Source organism: Granulicella cerasi (genome assembly GCF_025685575.1).
GTDB classification, from domain to species: Bacteria; Acidobacteriota; Terriglobia; order Terriglobales; family Acidobacteriaceae; genus Granulicella; species Granulicella cerasi.
This window is the reverse complement of the sequence record NZ_JAGSYD010000002.1, coordinates 838,413-855,829: the sequence shown is the minus strand read 5'-3', so window position 1 is coordinate 855,829 and position 17,417 is coordinate 838,413. Positions and strand designations below refer to the sequence as shown.

The 17,417-nt window shown below is 60.2% G+C and carries 14 protein-coding genes and 2 tRNA genes; 12 read left to right on the top strand and 4 right to left on the bottom strand.

Features of this window, described 5'->3' with window-relative positions; genetic code table 11:
- Positions 1-68: 68 nt before the first annotated feature.
- Positions 69-638: a thioredoxin family protein gene (locus OHL11_RS09130; protein ID WP_263371177.1), complete on the bottom strand. Its 570-nt coding sequence runs from the start codon at positions 636-638 to the stop codon at positions 69-71.
- 142 nt (positions 639-780) lie between these two features.
- On the opposite strand from OHL11_RS09130, the gene OHL11_RS09125 reads away from it, so the two are divergent.
- From OHL11_RS09125 to OHL11_RS09075, 11 genes are all read left to right on the top strand, one after another.
- Complete coding sequence (locus OHL11_RS09125) at positions 781-1,701, top strand: polyphosphate kinase 2 family protein (RefSeq protein WP_263371176.1); 921 nt, start codon at positions 781-783, stop codon at positions 1,699-1,701.
- Positions 1,702-1,783: 82 nt separating this feature from the next.
- On the top strand, positions 1,784-2,179 hold the full coding sequence (locus OHL11_RS09120; protein WP_263371175.1) for a hypothetical protein: 396 nt from the start codon (positions 1,784-1,786) through the stop codon (positions 2,177-2,179).
- 66 nt (positions 2,180-2,245) lie between these two features.
- The gene (gene gcvT, locus OHL11_RS09115; protein ID WP_263371174.1) at positions 2,246-3,409 is read left to right on the top strand and encodes a glycine cleavage system aminomethyltransferase GcvT; all 1,164 of its coding nucleotides are present in this window, start codon (positions 2,246-2,248) and stop codon (positions 3,407-3,409) included.
- A 63-nt stretch (positions 3,410-3,472) separates the two neighbouring features.
- On the top strand, positions 3,473-4,858 hold the full coding sequence (locus tag OHL11_RS09110) for a dipeptidase (RefSeq protein WP_263371173.1): 1,386 nt from the start codon (positions 3,473-3,475) through the stop codon (positions 4,856-4,858).
- 3 nt (positions 4,859-4,861) lie between these two features.
- Positions 4,862-5,452, top strand: coding sequence for a molybdenum cofactor guanylyltransferase (gene mobA / locus OHL11_RS09105; protein WP_263371172.1), 591 nt, complete (start codon positions 4,862-4,864; stop codon positions 5,450-5,452).
- Between the two features lie 5 nt (positions 5,453-5,457).
- Entirely contained in the window at positions 5,458-6,375 is a 918-nt protein-coding gene (locus OHL11_RS09100; protein ID WP_263371171.1) for an ABC transporter ATP-binding protein, read from the top strand.
- Between the two features lie 121 nt (positions 6,376-6,496).
- Positions 6,497-7,993: a sugar transferase gene (locus OHL11_RS09095; protein WP_263371170.1), complete on the top strand. Its 1,497-nt coding sequence runs from the start codon at positions 6,497-6,499 to the stop codon at positions 7,991-7,993.
- A 17-nt stretch (positions 7,994-8,010) separates the two neighbouring features.
- Positions 8,011-9,687, top strand: a complete 1,677-nt coding sequence (locus OHL11_RS09090) for an NAD+ synthase (RefSeq protein WP_263371169.1) — start codon at positions 8,011-8,013, stop codon at positions 9,685-9,687.
- A 26-nt stretch (positions 9,688-9,713) separates the two neighbouring features.
- Positions 9,714-10,715 (top strand): DsbA family protein, encoded by a 1,002-nt coding sequence (locus OHL11_RS09085; protein ID WP_263371168.1) that lies wholly within the window; start codon positions 9,714-9,716, stop codon positions 10,713-10,715.
- Between the two features lie 161 nt (positions 10,716-10,876).
- Positions 10,877-10,951 (top strand) — tRNA-Gly (locus OHL11_RS09080).
- 86 nt (positions 10,952-11,037) lie between these two features.
- Positions 11,038-11,112: transfer RNA gene (locus OHL11_RS09075), tRNA-Cys, on the top strand.
- Positions 11,113-11,242: 130 nt separating this feature from the next.
- On the opposite strand, the gene hxlA is transcribed toward OHL11_RS09075, so the two are convergent.
- Genes hxlA through OHL11_RS09060 form a run of 3 tightly spaced genes read right to left on the bottom strand, consistent with a single transcriptional unit; the run spans position 11,243 to position 13,482 of the window.
- Positions 11,243-11,875, bottom strand: coding sequence for a 3-hexulose-6-phosphate synthase (gene hxlA, locus OHL11_RS09070; protein ID WP_263371167.1), 633 nt, complete (start codon positions 11,873-11,875; stop codon positions 11,243-11,245).
- Positions 11,876-11,905: 30 nt separating this feature from the next.
- A complete protein-coding gene (gene hxlB, locus OHL11_RS09065; protein WP_263371166.1) occupies positions 11,906-12,487 on the bottom strand; it encodes a 6-phospho-3-hexuloisomerase in 582 nt (193 codons plus the stop codon).
- Positions 12,488-12,543: 56 nt separating this feature from the next.
- Entirely contained in the window at positions 12,544-13,482 is a 939-nt protein-coding gene (locus OHL11_RS09060) for a LysR family transcriptional regulator (protein WP_263371165.1), read from the bottom strand.
- 433 nt (positions 13,483-13,915) lie between these two features.
- On the opposite strand from OHL11_RS09060, the gene OHL11_RS09055 reads away from it, so the two are divergent.
- Positions 13,916-17,320, top strand: a complete 3,405-nt coding sequence (locus tag OHL11_RS09055; RefSeq protein WP_263371164.1) for a TonB-dependent receptor — start codon at positions 13,916-13,918, stop codon at positions 17,318-17,320.
- Positions 17,321-17,417 lie beyond the last annotated feature (97 nt).

Here is a 17,417-nt window from a genome sequence, read left to right as displayed (position 1 = left end):
GCTTGAAACGTCGAAGGGCTTCTGCGATCTGCAGAAGCCCTTTGTTGCGTCTAGTGCCTTTGTTGCGTCTAGTGGTGGATGCGCCTGGCGATGCCCTCAAGATAAGCGCGCGTGTCCGCGAGGTCCTGCGGTGAAAGCGACGGTGCTGTCTGCTGGAGCATCGCGATGTACCAATCGATCTCGGCGGGCAGGACGGGGTAGCCGATGTTGTTGCTCTTGTCGCCCTTCAGGTAGGAGTTCACGAGCGGCTTGCCGGCGGCGTCGGTGACGATGAGGAACGGGAAGCCCGGTTCGGCTGCGGCGCCGAGTTGCGAGCGCAGCTTTTCGCCGCCGGGAGTATTGGTGTGTTTGGTGTCATCGGCGCGCTCGCCGACATCGATGCGCTCGACGACGTAGCCCTTCTCGGTGATCGCCTTCATCTTCGGATCGTCGAGGAAGCGCTCGTAGAGCTTGCAGGGACCACACCACGAAGCTGAGAAGACGAGCAGCACGTTCTTGTGTCCGGCGCTGGCTTCGGTGCGTGCGTGCTCGAAGATCGCGTTGGCGCTGCCGGGTTCTGCAGCGCGGGCGCGCGGCATGGCGATGAGGCTCAGCGCGATGCCGGTGAAGGCCAAAGCTGTACGAAGAGGGTGGCGCATAAAAACTCCTGAGAAGTGGTGACGCCAGCATACACGCGGGGTTTCGTCGGCAGGAGTCTTGTATGCTCGCGGAAGGCGCAGAAGCCGCCGAAGATCGCCCGCTCTTTGGAACTTTGGCCGGTGTTTGAGCATCGGAGTGAAGATGAAGATTGCATCGTCGTTTCTCGTAAAGCCGCATGACAAGGTGAAGCTCGGATCGCTGCGCACGAAGATTCACACGGGTGTGAAGGATGAGCACGCCGCCAGCGATGTGGTGAAGCAGCATCGCAAGCAGCTGGAAGACCTGCAGGAGATCTTCTACGCGACGCAGCAAAATTCGATCCTGGTCGTGCTGCAGGGCATGGACACGGCGGGCAAGGATGGCACGATTCGCCACATCTTCTCGGGTATAAACCCGCAGGGCTGCGATGTGGCCTCGTTCAAGGTGCCGACGCCGATTGAGCAGCGGCATGACTTCCTCTGGCGCTGCCATCAGCAGGTGCCCGCGCGCGGCATCATCGGCATCTTCAACCGCTCGCACTATGAGGATGTGCTCTCGCCGCGAGTGCATGGGCAGATCACGAAGAAGACGGCGCGCGAGCGAATGCAGCAGATCAACGACTGGGAACAGATGCTCGTCGAGAACGGCACGGTGGTGCTGAAGTTCTTCCTGCATATTTCGCAGGAGGAGCAGACGGAGCGCCTGCAGGCGCGCATCGATACGCCGGAGAAGCACTGGAAGCTGTCGCCTTCGGACTTCTCAGAGCGCCTGTACTGGGACGGATACGTCGAGGCGTATGAAGACATCTTGCGCCACACATCGAAGAAACATGCGCCGTGGTTCGTGATTCCGGCGGACCATAAGTGGTATCGCGATGTGGCGGTGTCGAAGGTGCTGCTCGAGACGATGCAGTCGCTGAAGATGAAGATGCCGAAGCCGCAGTTTGATCCGACGGGGCTGAACCTCGACAAGGAAACGCCCGAGGCAATTGCGCTGAAGGTGAAGATGCGTGTGAACAAGGGCGCGGTCGAGGCCGAGCATGACTCGCTGACCGCAGGCGGCGGCGAGCGCGGCTCGCGCTAGGGCGGCTACACTGTTGGACGTGGATAAGGTTCGCTTTGGAAGGGCGTTAGGGCGCGGGGTGCGGGCATCGGCGAAGTCGCTGATGGAAGCCGCTGACGCTGCTGCTTCGCCCGATCCTCGCGCAGATGTGCGTAGCTCGGCGCAGCCTGTGGTCGAGAAGGTGATTGAAGCGCACCGCCACGTGTCCGAGACGAAGACGCAGGCCAGGCGCGCCGTGATGGCTGGCGGCAAAGGTGCTGCGAAGGGCATGGCTGCACCAATTCGTCGCTTCTCCAGCGTGCTTTGGCTGGAGGTGACGGGGTTCTTCTTCGTAGTGATCGCGGCGTTCATCGCGCAAGGGGCCTGGAAGCTGCGGGGCTCACTGCATGGCGGGCCGGACCATGTGAAATTCCTGCTACACCTCGTACTGTTTGCGCTCTTTGCGTACTTTGCGGTGAGCAGCTTTGTGCGGGCTCGCCGCCGCGAGCGTCGCGGCTGATAATCGCTCCGTTGCCGTATCGCTTGCGTGGCTCTCCGCGCATACACTAAGAGCGATATGGAAACCATGCTCGAAAACGCACTTCCTCTTCGCAAGACCTCTCTCCACGCCACGCACCACGCGCACAAGGCGCGCATGGTGGACTTCGGCGGCTGGGACATGCCCGTGCAGTACACGGGCCTGATCGACGAGCACATGGCCGTGCGTGAACGTGTGGGCATCTTCGACGTCTCGCACATGGGCGACATTCAGCTGCGTGGGCCGAACTCGCTGGCCGCCGTGCAGAAGCTGCTGATGAACGATGCGAGCAAGCTGCAGACGGGCCAGGCGCACTACTCGGCGATGCTCACGCCCGACGGCACCTTCGTCGATGACGTGGTGCTACACAAGCTCGGCGAGAATGACTACCTCATCGTCATCAACGCTGGCACGCGCGAGAAGGACGTGAAGTGGGTGCGCTCGGTGATCGGCGGCATGAGCGGCGTGCACGTCACCGACGTCAGCGACTACTACACACAGATCGCGATCCAGGGACCGCGCGCCATGGAGACGCTGCAGAAGCTCACCGGCGTCGACCTGAAGGCGATCAAGAACTACTGGTTCACGTGGGGCACGGTCTGCGGTTGCCACAACACGCTGATCGCGCGCACCGGCTACACCGGCGAGGATGGCTTCGAGATCTACGTGCCGAGCGATGAGCCGACGAGCTCGCGCGTGTGGGCGGAGGTGCTCGAAGCAGGCAAAGAATTCGGCATTCAGCCGTGTGGCCTGGGCGCGCGCAACACGCTGCGTCTGGAGTCGGCGATGGCTCTCTACGGCCACGAAATCTCGGATACGATCAATGTGTTTGAGGCCAACCTTGGTCGTTACTGCAAGCTCGATAAGGGCACAGACTTCGTCGGCCGCGACGCTCTGCTGAAGGTGCAGGAAGCAGGCGGACCGAAGCGCAAGCTCGTCGGCCTGGAGATGGTAGAGCGTGGCATCGGTCGCGATATGTATCCGGTGCGCTCGGCGGAGGGTCTGGTAATTGGCGAAGTGACCTCGGGTTCGCCCGCGCCGTTCCTCAAGAAGAACATCGCGCTTGCGTATGTGCCGGTGGAGTTCGCTGAGGTGGGCACGGGAGTGTTTGTGGAGATTCGCAATCAGCCGGTTAAGGCCGTTGTGGTGCCGACGCCGTTCTACAAGCGTCCGAAGGTTGCGGCTCCTGTGGTGACTGCGCCGCTGTCGTAAGCTGCGCGCACATCAGATTGCCAGAGTTGAGATTCCAGAGTTCCAGTGGTTCAGGAGTTTGTGATGAGTGAGAAAGCGACGCAATACGCGCAGCAGAATGGCGCGCGATTTGTCGATGAGTTGAAGGACCTGCTGCGGATTCCGTCGGTTTCGACGGCGCCGGAGCATGTGGAGGATGTGCGCAAGGCTGCGCAGTTTGTGGCGGATCATTTGACCGCCGCGGGCTTGCAGAATGTGAAGCTCATCGAGACGACCACGAGTGAGCGCAAGGGACATCCGCTGGTGTATGCGGATTGGCTCAACGCGCCGGGTAAACCGACGGTGCTTTGCTACGGGCATTACGACGTTCAACCCGCTGAGCCTTTGGACGAGTGGAAGACGCCGCCGTTCGAGCCGACTGAGCGCGACGGCAACATCTACGCGCGTGGTGCGGTGGACGACAAGGGCCAGCTCTGGATGCATGTGAAGGCGCTTGAGTCGTTGCTTAAAGCGGACGGCACGCTGCCGGTGAACATCAAGGTCATCGTCGAAGGCGAAGAAGAGGTTGGTGGCGAGGGCATCGCTGCGTTCGTGCGTGAGCATGGCGATGTGCTGAAGGCCGACGCGGCGCTCGTTTCTGACACCGAGATGTTTGCGCCGGAGTTGCCGACGTTGTGCGTTGGCCTGCGCGGCATGATCTACGCCGAACTTGAAGTGCGTGGCGCGATGACCGATCTACACTCGGGCATGTACGGCGGCGCGGCGCCGAATCCGTTCATCGCGCTGGCGCAGATCATCGCGCTGATGAAGCGCGCCGACGGCCACATCGCGATCCCCGGTTTCTACGACAACGTGGAAGCGCCGACGAAGGCCGAACTCGACGCGTGGCGTTCGCTGCCGTTCGACGAAGAGCACTATCGCAAGACCGAAGTGGGCTCGCCTGCGTTGACCGGTGAAGAGGCGTTCAGCGTGCTTGAGCGCACGTGGTCGCGCCCGACGATGGACGTGCACGGCATGCCCGGAGGCTTCATTGGCGCGGGTGCGAAGACGGTGATCCCGGCGAAGGCTGTGGCGAAGATCAGCTTCCGCCTGGTGCCGGGCATGAAGCCTGCGGAGACCTTCGAAAAGTACAAGAAGTTTGTGGAAGAGAACATGCCGAAGGGCGTGACCGCAGAGGTTCGCATGATTCACTTCGGCGAGCCGATCGTGGTATCGACGGACAACGACTACATTCACGCAGCGGCTGCGGCGATGAAGGATGTATGGGGCAAGGACACCGTATATGTACGCGGCGGCGGCTCGATTCCTATCGTCGGCGACTTCGTGCGCGAGCTGGGTATTCCGACGGTGATGATGGGCTTCGGTTTGCCGGATGACAATCTGCACGCGCCGAATGAGAAGTTCCATTTGCCGAACTTCCATCGCGGCATCGCATCGATCATCCGCTTCTTCGAGAAGGTCGGAGAGTAGCTCATGGTCGCCGAGCGTTTGCCTCTTCACGGCTTTGTGCTGGTGGGTGGGCAGAGTTCACGCATGGGGCAGGACAAGGCCATGCTCGTGTTTCGCGGGCAACCGATGGCGGAGATCGCCATCGATAAGTTGAAGGAAGTCTGTGAGGTCGTCTCGGTCGTTGGAAACCGAGACGACCTCGCGGCTTTTGCGCCGGTAGCGCATGAGCAACGCACCGGTTGTGGCCCCGCAGCGGGGGTGGAGGCCGGTGTCAGCACGGCCTTGCAGGAGTGGGCTTTGTTCATCCCTGTCGATGCGCCTTTCGTTCCAGCGGAGTTGCTGCATACATGGGCGCAGCAAGCGCTGGTGATGGCACAGGATGGCGTCAGCGTGTTGTTTGCAGAGGCGATGCAGCCTGCGTTCTGCATGGTGCGTCGCAACCACGCTCCAAAGCTGCAGAGCTTGCTGGAATCGGGGGAGCGTCGGTTGATGCGCGTGCTCGATCAGCTTGGCGAAGTGTACGTCTACCGCGTGGAAGACGCGCGCGCGGCAGAGTGGTTCCGGAATCTTAACACGCCTGAGGAACTCGCGGCGGCTGAAGCTGCGTCATACTAAAGAGCATGGCGCATACCCCCGACTCCCATGAGGCTCCCCGGCACGACGCGGAAGAACCGCTCGTCGCCGAGTTGACGCCGGACGTTGCCCCGACGATGGAAGCATTTCTCGGCGAGGTGGCCGAGCATGTGGAAGAGGGCGCGCAGGAAGCCAAGGCGCAGGCGGGCAGCGTCGTAGGGCCGTACATCGCGTTCCAGCATGTGCACAAATCTTTCGGCGAGTTCGTCGTACTCGACGACGTGAATTTCTTCGTCAATGCAGGTGAGACGCTCTGCATCCTGGGGCGTTCGGGCGTCGGCAAGTCGGTGTCGCTGCAGATTCTGATGGGTTTTCTGAAGCCCGACAGCGGAACGGTGCTCGTCGCAGGGCAGGACATCGCTGGCTTCAACGAGCGGCAGATGCAGGAGGTGCGTCGCAAGGTCACGATGGTCTTCCAGAACGGCGCGCTCTTTGACTCCATCACCGTTGGGGAGAACGTCGCGTTTCCGCTGCGCGAGCGCGGTGGTATGAGCGAAGAAGAGATGCTGCAGGTTGTCAAAGGCCTGCTGGAGATGGTCGGCGTGGCGGGCATGGAAGATAAGCTGCCCAGTGACCTTTCGACGGGCATGAAGCGGTCGGTGGCGATCGCTCGCGCACTGGCCGCGCAACCCACGGCGGTGCTCTACGACGAGCCGACGACGATGGTCGACCCGCTGATGGGGCAGCTGCTCGGAGACCTGATCCAGCGTCTGAAGCAGCAGTTGCATCTCACCAGCATTGTCGTGACGCATGACACTCGCTTTGCAGAGAACCTTGCCGACCGCGTGGTGTTTCTGCATGAAGGAAGGGCACGCTTTTTTGGCACGATGGCCGAGATGCGCGCGAGCGAAGACCCCATTCTTCGTGAATTTCTGGCACTGGACGAGTTAGTGCTGCCCTACTGATTTCCTGCTAACCCGCGGAATGCCGCATGTTAGCCTGAAGTCAACAGCAAGCCCCGCTTTTGTGATCGCTGCTCGTTCTTCCCAGCTCGCAGACAATTCGGGTGCAGGAGTTGAAACGCAGATGACCACCCCCGATTATCTCGAGCAGGTCGTTGTTTCCAACCGGAGACGACGTGCGACTTCGGGCGCGCGCGGAGAGGCCAGTCTTAAGTTCTCTGCGACAAGTTTTGCGTGGGCGTTGTTGGACACGCTCAGCATCCTCGTGGCGGCGTTGCTGGGGTTTCGCTTTCGCGTAAGTGGTGCGCCTGTGCCGGAGCATGGTTGGCTGCACGACATCTCGCACTCGCCGGTCGCACAGCTTTCGTATCTGACGATTTTCATCCTCTACTTCCTGATCTTCGCGCGTATCTACGGGCTTTATCGTGCGAACAGCAACACCAGCGGACTGCACGAGCAGCGCATGGTTTTCCAGACGACGCTGGTCGCTGGGCTGCTCTTTCTGGGCACGCTGTACATGCTGCACGCGTATGAAGTCTCGCGCCTGCTGGTGATCTACACCGTTCTGTTCACGGTGTTCCTCATCGCGCTGCGGCGCGGCATCTGGCGCAAGCTGCGGCAGCGGCAGTTCCTGGAAGGCATTGAGACGCGCAACGTGCTGATCGTCGGCAGCGGGCGCGTGGGGCAGGCTTTGCGCAACCATCTTGAAGCGCTGCCGCATATGGGTTTCCGTTTCAAGGGGTTCATCTCGCTCTCTGATGTTGGAGAGAGTTCGGCCGACCCGAATGTGATCGGCAACGTGCAGGAGTGTGTTTCGTTGGCGCGCACTCTCTTCGTGGACGAAATCTTTTTCTCCACGCCTGCGGACAAGAAGATCGTCGTGGGTGTCGTTGAGGAAGCGCGCGCACAGGGCATTGACGTGCGCGTAGTGCCCGATCTCTACGACGGCCTGGCGTGGAACGCGCCGGTCGAGTTCATCGGTCAGTTCCCGACGATCCCGCTGCACCGCGGCGATTTTCCGCGCGGCGCGTACATGATGAAGCGCATCCTGGATGTCGTGCTGTCGACGCTTCTGCTCATCGTGCTTTCGCCGATCCTGTTGGCCATTGTGATCATGGTGCGCCTCGACTCCAAGGGCCCGGTGCTCTACCGCGCTGTGCGTATAGGCCGCAAGGGCCGCATGTTCCGCTGCTTCAAGTTCCGTTCGATGGTCACGAACGCAGACAAGATCAAGGAAGATCTGGCGCATCTGAACGAGCGCAATGACGTGCTGTTCAAGATCACGAATGATCCGCGCGTGACGAAGGTTGGCGCGCGTCTCCGTAAGTACTCGCTGGACGAGTTGCCGCAGTTGTTCAACGTCCTGCGCGGCGACATGAGTCTCGTCGGGCCGCGTCCGCCGTTGGCGTCGGAGGTCGCGAAGTACGAGATCTCGCACCTGAAGCGTCTTGACGTGCTGCCCGGCATGACCGGATTGTGGCAGGTGGAAGCGCGGCAGGACCCGTCCTTTGACAGCTACATTTCGCTGGACACCGCGTACGTCGAGAACTGGAACCTGATGCTCGATTTGCGCATTCTGGCCCGCACGATCGGCGTGGTGCTTTCGGGTAGCGGCAGCTAAGCGTTTAGACTAGACACGTGCGAATTGCGCTTGCTCAGATCAACCCCACAGTTGGGGACTTCGACGGAAATTACGGGAAAATCGCGAGCTTTTACGAGCGCGCCACAGCTGCCGGCGTCGAGCTGGTGATGTTTCCCGAGCTTGCCGTCTGCGGCTACTGGCCAGCCGACCTGCTCGAGAAAGAGTCCTTCATCGCGCGCACGGAAGAGACGCTGTTGCGCGTGGCGGAGGTGACGCGCGGCGACGGCAAGCCTGCGATTCTGTGCGGCGCAGTGATGCGCTGCGATCGGCCCGGCGAGAAGCATGTACGCAACGTGGCGGTGGTTTGCGATGGTGGCCAGGTGCAGTTCGTGCAGACGAAGATGCTGCTGCCGTTCTACGACGTCTTCGATGAGCAGCGTTATTTCGAGCCCGCGCAACAGCAGGGGCTCACGATGATCAAGGGCCAGCCGGTGGCGATCAGCATCTGCGAAGACGCCTGGAACGACAAGATGTTTTGGCCGCGTCAGCAGTATCCTGTCGATCCGATCGAAGAACTGATGAAGCAGTGGGCCGTGCTGCCGCAGCCTCTCAGCGGCAACCGCATCATCCTGAACATCTCTGCCTCGCCTTACTGGCACGACAAATGCGAGGTGCGCTATCGCATGATCGGCGCGCTGGCGAAGCGGCATCGCGCCACGGTGGTGATGGTGAACCAGGTCGGCGCGAACGATTCATTGGTATTCGACGGCGCCTCGTTTGCGATCAACCCGGAAGGCAAGTTGCTCGCGCAGTCGCATGGCTTTGTCGAAGATCTCGTGATCGTGGACACCGCTTCGAGCGAGACCATTCCGTTTGCTGAAGATTCTGAGCAAGCTGAGATTGCACGTACGTGGGATGCGCTGGTGCTCGGCACGCGTGATTACCTGCACAAGTCGAAGTTCTCGAAAGCCCTCGTGGGCTTGAGCGGCGGCATCGACTCCGCGCTGGTCGCCGCGATCGCGGTCGAAGCGCTGGGTGCGGAGAATGTGACAGGCATCGGTATGCCGAGCGAGTTTTCGTCGGAGGGCTCGGTGACGGACGCGCGTGAACTCGCGGAAAACCTCGGCATTCGCTTCGAGATTGCACCGGTCAAAGAGATTTACAACCGCTTTGAGGATTCGCTGACGCCATTCTTTGCGGGTACGCCGTTCGGTTTAGCCGAAGAAAATCTGCAGCCGCGCATCCGCGGCACGATCCTGATGGCGGTCTCGAATAAGACCGGTGCATTGGTGCTGACGACAGGCAACAAAAGCGAGATGGCGACGGGCTATTGCACGCTCTATGGCGACATGGTCGGCGCGCTGGCGGTGATCGCGGACTGCTACAAGACTGAGGTCTACAAGCTCAGCCGCTATGCAAATCGCGAGCGTCGCATCATCCCGGAAGAGACGCTGACCAAGCCGCCGAGCGCGGAGCTGCGACCCGGGCAGAAGGACACCGATTCGCTGCCCGAGTATGACGTGCTTGATCCGATCGTGCGTGCGTACATTGAGGACTACACCTCGGCCGAAGAGATTGCCGCGCAGCAGCAGGTGGACGTGGAACTTGTGCGCCGCATCATTCGTCTCATCGAGATCAACGAGTACAAGCGCCAGCAGGCCGCGCCGGTGTTGAAGGTTTCCAAGAAGTCTTTTGGCCGTGGGCGCAGGTTCCCCATCGTGGCCGTGCGATAACGAGTTCAGCAAGAAAGAGGAAAAGCGTGAAGCAGACAGTGAAAGCAGCAGTGTTGGGATGGGCGCTTGCAGGCGCAGCAACGATGACGGCGCAGACCGCAGCTCCTGCGGCGCCGGCTCCTACTGCGGCCGCGCGCGCCGCTGCGCAGGGTGTGAAGTTCCCGACGCCGAACCCGAAGAACTTCACCGCAACCACCCCGACGGCCGCAGACACGGACGCCTTCCTGAAGCAGCTTTGGGGCTATGACGAAAACCGCGTCTGGAGCGTGCAGGCGATTCAATCGACGCCGGCACCGGGCATGGCCAAGGTGTCGGTCCTGGTGGGAGATACGCGTCAGCCGGGCAAGGAAGTGGAGTCGGTCTTCTACGTGACGCCCGATGGCAAGCACGCGCTCGCAGGCGACATCATGGACTTCGGCCCGAAGCCTTTCGCAGAGAAGCGCGCTCGCCTGCAGGCCGAGGCGAAGGGCGCAGCCCATGGCGCGAAGGGCAATGAACTGCTGCTGGTGGAGTTTGCCGACCTGCAGTGCCCGCATTGCAAGGAGGCTCAGGTGGCGATGAACCAGCTCGAAACCGACTTCCCGCAGGCGCGCATCGTGTTCGAGCATTACCCGATCAGCGAGATTCACCCGTACGCTGCCGAGGCGGCTGCGATGGGCGAGTGCATTCGCAAGGAGAAGGGCGACGAAGCGTTCTTCAAGTACGTGAACGCGGTGTTTGAAGCCCAGGAAGCGCTGACGGATTCCAACCACGAAGGTGCACTGACGACGGCGATCGCCCGCGCGGAGGCGGACCCGGCGAAGGTGCGCGCATGCTCGGCCACGCCGGAGATCAAGGCGCTCGTCGCGAGCCAGCGCAAGCTGGGTGAAGACCTGGGCGTGAACTCGACGCCGACCCTCTTTATCAACGGCTGGGCGCTGCCGGTGGCGTCGATCCCGTACGAGACGCTGAAGAAGATGATCGCTTTCCGTGCAGGCCTGGACGGCGTGACGGTGCATCTGCAGCCCACGCTGACTTCGCTGCAATAAGCACTTTGAGGAAAACGAGGATGAAGGGCGCCTTCGGGCGTCCTTTCGTTTTGCAGAGCGCGGCGAAACCCGCATGAACAGCGGCTTCTGCTCCAGCTGGAATTTCTGTTGTCATCGCTTTGCAATTTCGGCGGGTTTCCGCTTATACTGGTTGAGGCAGGGCGGGAGTAGCTCAGTGGTAGAGTGCTTCCTTGCCAAGGAAGATGTCGCCGGTTCGACCCCGGTCTCCCGCTCCAAAACACCCCTTCTCAGCGGTACACCCCGTTACAATCTACGAGTGTTCCCCGCCGGAGTTTTCAGGTGAGAGCCGGTGTGTGTTCGAGGCGCGGTACCCAAGTGGTAAGGGAGAGGTCTGCAAAACCTTTATGCGTCGGTTCGATCCCGACCCGCGCCTCCAAACAACTTTCAGGATTCGCCCCCGCCAGTGACGGGGGCTTTGTTGTGTCTGCGGGCATTCTTCTATGCGTGAAAAAAGAGCGCCACACTGTCGGTGTGGCGCTTCCTGAGAAAAATTGAGTGGTTAAAGTTTAGCCGTGCTTTTCGATCCTTGCCCGGAGCGTCTTCGCGGCCTCGGCGGGATCCTTCGCCGCATAGATTGCGGCACCGGCTACGGCGATGGTTGCGCCTGCGGCCTCTACAGCGCCGATGCGCTCGGTGTTGATGCCGCCAGCCACTGAGAACGCTACGTCAGCATTGCGACCTGCTTCCAGCAGCGACTCGATGGAGTAGCCAGCCTGTGCCTGCTCATCAAGGCCTGCGTGGAGCTCGACCCAGCTCACGCCGAGCGCCTTCAACTCCTTCAGGCGGGTCGTCTTGTCTGCTACGCCGATCATGTCGGCAACGACGTGCTTGCCATGCGCCTTACCTGCCTTCACTGCGCCTGCGATGGTGCTGTCGGCTGCGGACGCGAGGACGGTCATGATGTCGGCACCGGCCTTGAATGCCAGTTCTGCTTCGAGTTCGCCTGCGTCCATCGTCTTCATGTCCGCGAAGACGAGCTTGTCAGGGTAAGCGGCCTTCACATTGGTCACAACGCTGAGGCCCTGCTGTTTGATGAGCGGTGTGCCGAGCTCGATGATGTCGACGTGGTCAGCGACCTTGTGCAGCAAAGCGAGAGCGTCCGCAGTGGACAGAAGGTCGATGGCAACTTGCAGCTTCATGTGTTTCTCCGTGGTTGATCGTGCGTGGGGTTATTCGAGGTTGGCGTGGCGCTTCCACAACTCCTCGGCGGATTCGCCGCGTTCGCGCCACATGGTGTCGAAGAGAGAATCGACCAGCAGCAGCACGCTCTGTTCGAAGAGCGAACCGGCATACTGGCGGGAGATGGTGCCTCCGTGCTCCTGCTTGCCAGCGGCTTGAACAACGAGCAGATGATCCGCTATGACCCCGAGAGGTGACGCAGCCGCGGTAGTGATGGCGAGGACCTTTGCGCCGACCTTCTTCGCGACGCTCGCTGCGGCGAGCGCGCTCACTGTCGTGCCGGAGCCGGAAGCGATGATCAACAGGTCGTCAGCCTTGATGGCTGGCGTCGTGGTTTCGCCAGCGACGTGCACCCGGAGGCCAAGGTGCATGAGGCGCATGGCGGCCATCATGAGTGAGAGGCGGCTGCGCCCTGCGCCCGCGGTGAAGATACTCTCTGCCGCGAGGACCGCTTTTTTCGCTTCGTGCAACGCTGCCGAGTCGACAGAGGAAACGCTGCGTTGCAGCTCTTCGAGGATGAGGGTGCGGGAGTCGAGTATAGCTTCGGCGAACGGCATGACTCCAGCGAGCATGACATTGCTTGTCAGGGCAACGCCAACTGGAATTGCAGATGTTTGATCGGTAATTCCTATGAAGATTTTTTGCGCACTCCGGAGTTCAGCATCGGCTCGTGAGCACTCAGCATTTCGCGCAACGACGCGACCACTTGCGGAGTGTGCGCGAGTTCCATGAACGCATGAAGCGAGGCAGGCAAGGGCGTGACACGTGCTGTGACGAAGCCTACGGCGGCGTCTGCGTGAGCACCTGATTGCAGGGGAGCAGCTTGCAGCTTTGGAGACGGCATCAACTCATTGGCGAGTGATTGCGGGAGCACGGTAGACCAGGCTCCTGTGCGTAGATGAGCGGCGAGCATCGCGATGGAGTCGGTGTAGAGGACCTTCGGTGCCAGTGCAAGCTGTTCGCTGAGAGACGCGGGAAGACCTGCGGTCAAGAGACAGAGCGGCTGCTCGATGATCTGCTTCATCGCAACACGATTGCTTGTGATGGGGCTTTTCGCCGAGAAGAACAACATACGTTCGCGATAGAGCAGATGTGTCGCGAGGCCCTCGCTCGAGGTGTCATCGAGATAGGTGATGGCTACATCGAGGTCGCCGCTGCGCACGAGGTTCAGCAGCTCCAGCGAGCTCGCTGTGCGGATTGAGAGCTCAAGCTGCGAGGCCTGTTCCGCGAAGGGGACACTGAGCTGCGTCCCCAGTGATGTCGTTGCGGGAAGCACGCCGATGCGGAACGGACCTTGCATTGCAGACTCGCGGAAGGAGCGGAGTTCGTGCTTCAGACGAGTGCAGTCATCCATCATCTGCTGGGCCCACGCGAGCACTCGTTCACCTTCAGCGGTGAAGCCTTCGAATGTACGACCGCGCTCAACGATGCGCACGTCCATATCTTCTTCAAGCTGCTTGATGCCGCCGGATAGCGTGGGTTGCGAGACGTTGCACGCTGCGGCTGCGCGAGAAAAGTGGCGCTCCCTGGCGAGCGCAAGCAGGTATTCAAAGTTGCGAATGATCATAAAGGCCCCGACCTATAAGCGTGACACACAATGAGAATGCAAGCGAGTGTGCATCGGCGACGATGCGATGTGTATTCGCGAAGATCAATATTCATGCGGACATCAGAGGCCTATAGAGAGAGGGTCTGCTTGAAGAAGATGGTTCTTCTTCGTTGTTTGTTTTGACAAATAAGTCGTATGACATTACGGTAGGCATGTGAACCTCCTTCACCAGACCGCTTGTTGTTGTTGCTAATCGCGACCTCGTCATAGAGCGCTCTGCTTTTACTTCCTAAAAATTTTTAGCGTTGCGGCCTCCCAGGCCCAAGGTGTTTCCTTGGCTGCCCGTGCGGGCTGTCGGTGGACTTTGTCCGTCTCCGCAACGCATACCCCGAGCATCCGGAAACGCTTGTTCCGAGATGCATGTGCCGCCGCACTTTCCAGGAGATCATCCATGCGACGCAGTCTGTGGGCGACCGTATTTTTCGCCCTTATCCTCACAATTTCACCAGCTCTTTTTGCGCAAACGACCAATGGCAGTATTTACGGCGTGGTGACCGATCCTACTGGCGCAGCCGTGGCTCACGCCAGTGTTGTGGTCACGGACGTACACACGAACGTGAAGCAGACGCGGGAAACCAGTTCCAAGGGCGAGTACCTTTTCCCGACGATTTTCCCGGGCGACTATGCCGTTGAGGTGCAGGCTCCTGGCTTCAAGACGCAGACGCAGACCGGGGTCACGGTACAGGCCAACAGCAACATCCATGTACCGGTGGCGCTCACCGTAGGTGGGGCAAGCGATACGGTGTCGATCGAAGCTGGAGTGACGTTGGTGGATACACGCGAAGCGCAAGTGGCAAGCACGATCGAACGTGAAGACATTGAGTATCTGCCGTCCGTCGATCGCAATGCGTATAGCCTTCTGGCCACAGTCCCGGGCGTATCCAACCTCGGCACCGATGGCGTCACAGGCACTCGTGGCGGTGCGACGCTGAGTGTCAATGGCTTGCCGACGGACCAGACGAGCTTCTACCTGGATGGCGCGTATGACACCAACTTCTACGGTCCCGGTGGCAACAAAGCTCCGAATCCTGACGCGCTGGAGCAGTTCCATGTGATCACGTCGAACTTCGATGCGGAGTTCGGCCGCACGCCGGGCGCGGTCGTCAACATGATCACGAAGCGCGGCACGAATAAATTCCACGGTTCGGTGTATGAGTACTGGCGCAGCGATCAGGTGAATGCGCGGGGCTTCTTCAACACTTCTGGTCAGAGCGCTCTGCTACGCCAGAACCAGTACGGTGCATCACTTGGCGGGCCGGTTTTCAAGGACAAGTTTTTCTTCTTCGCCTCGTATCAGCATCTGACGCTGCATCAGAACGCAACGCAGAACTCGCAGCAAACGCTGACTGCGGCGGAGCGCACAGGCGACTTTACGAATGACAATCGCACTCCAGCAGGTTTCACTGTGCCCGCAGCCTACCAGTGCGCTGCGAATCCGAATCCCAAGATCATTTGCTCGGACAAGCTCGACCCAGTGGCGCTTGCGTTGCTGAAGTTTGTGCCGGTGTTCAACAACGGTACTCCACAGGAATTGGCATCAGGCAACATCAACAACGACGAAGGCCTCGGGCGCATCGACTGGGACGGCTTTCAGAACCACAAGATTTCGGGCATGTACTTCCGCACGCAGGGACTGACGCTTGACCCGAGTGCTGGTGGCAATGGTGGACTCGGTATTCCCGGAGTGTTGCCGCAATACTCGGGTATGCGCGAGTTGGAAAATCAGCAGAACGCGGTCGTGTCGGATGACTGGACGCTTAGCACCCGTGCAGTGAACTCGATCCGCTTCTTCTATACGGCGAACCGCTATATCATCACCAATGAGCTCGGAAACGACAACTTCTCCAGCAGCCTCGGCAGTGGTCTCGCGCAGGGAAGTGACACCACATCCCCCACGCAATATGCGGTGACCGGATACTTCACGTTGGGGCCGAGCGGCGCTGGCCCAAGCGATATCAACCAGATCGCATTCGGCGCCATCGATACGGCCACACTGCAGCTCGGCCGTCATGCGGTCAAGGTCGGCGGTGCATGGATCTCCGCGAAGTACAGTGAGGACGGTAAGGGCAACTCCAACGGAAACTTCACCTTCAATGGAAGCGGCGCTACGAACTTCGCATTGGCGAACTTCATGATGGGATCCGCGACGACGCTCGTGCAGAACAACGGCGTGCATCATCGCTATCGCAACCAGGATCCCGCACTCTTTGCGCAGGACGACTGGCAGGTGACTCGTCGCTTGAACCTCAACCTCGGCGTTCGTTGGGAGCTTGTGCAGCCGTGGCTCGGGGAGCACGACCAGAGCACCTTCGTTGCAGGCGTACAGTCGGTCGTGAACGCGAATGCTCCGCTTGGGCTGCTGGTGAATGGCGATGCAGGTGTGCCGGACGGCGCGTTCAAGACTGCGTGGAACCGCTTCGCACCGCGTCTTGGTTTTGCATATGACTTGAACGGCGATGGCCGTACCAGCGTACGTGGTGCGTTCGGCATGTTCTATTCGCAGATCGAGATGAGCACTATCAGCGGACAGACGCAGGAGCCTTACGCGATTGCGCAACAGACGAACGGCGTCACCAGTCTTCAATGCCCTTACGGCGGCACCTACAGCGGCGGAAGCTGCGTGGGTTCATCCTCGCCCTTCCCCTATAAGTATTCGGCTGGGAATGCAAAGTATTACAGCAACACCACGCTGTCGGCGTTCCGCCCCGGTGAGAAGAGCACGCCTTACGCTGAAGAGTGGAACCTGCAGGTGCAGCAGCAACTCAGCAAGTCCACCGCGCTCACCATTGGCTATGTGGGCATGAATTACATGAAGCAGTACATTCAACTCGACATCAACACTCCGAAGTTTTATCCGGGCGCGGATGTCAACGAGAATATCTTCAAGCAGACTGCTGCTCTTCCGATCGGCGACAATGGCCTCAACTGCCGCCGTCCCTATCAGCCGTATCGTGTAGGCGGACCGACGAACACCACGGGTAGTTGCACCTTCAACAGAGCAACCGCCGGCGGTTTCAGCGATGCGCAGGGGTATCCGCTGCAGTTCGGTGCCATCAACGAATACTTTCCGGCGAACAACAGCCACTACAACAGCCTGCAGGCGCAGCTTACGGGCCACCTCCGTTCGTTCGACTTCAACTCGAACATCGTGTGGGGCAAGGTGCTGAACTTCACCACGCCGACGGTCGACCAGTCGGATATCAGGAAGAACTACGGCCCGGCCGACGTGGATGTTCGTCTGCGCTATGCGTTTTCAGGAACGTACCGCACGCCGGATGTTCATCTCTGGGGGCAGTTCGGCAAGCAGGTATTGAGCGGATGGCGTTTGAGCGACATCAGCATCTTCCAGTCCGGATCTTCGTTCACGCTGCAGGCCAATGTCGATGTGAATCGCGATGGCAACACGAACGATCGCGTGAACATCTCGGGCGATCCGTACAAGCACTATCGCAGTCACTACGACATGGTCTACAAGGGCTACATGTATGGAGGCCCTATCGTGTCGCAGCCTTGCGGCGCTGCTACGACGGATGTGAACTGCTCGCCCTATGGGCAGGAGAAGCGCAACACGATGCGGAACCCGAACGATTGGCGTAGCAACATCTCTGCCAACAAGGAGTTTGCCTTGCCGAAGAGTGTGAAGTTCCAGCTTCGTGCTGAGGCCTTCAACGTCTTCAACTACACGCATCTGACGAGCGTGCGCAATAACCTGACGGTCTATCCGACGGCGGTGAATGCCTTCCAGAGTGCAGATGCAGGCCGTGTCCTGCAGTTCGCAGGCAAGTTCTTGTTCTAAGGCTGTAACAGCAGCGCCCCCTCTCCCGCGGCCTATGCCGCGGGTTTCTTTTTGTGGCCTGCAGCGTTGGTTGCACACGACGAAGCCTGCGTCCTCG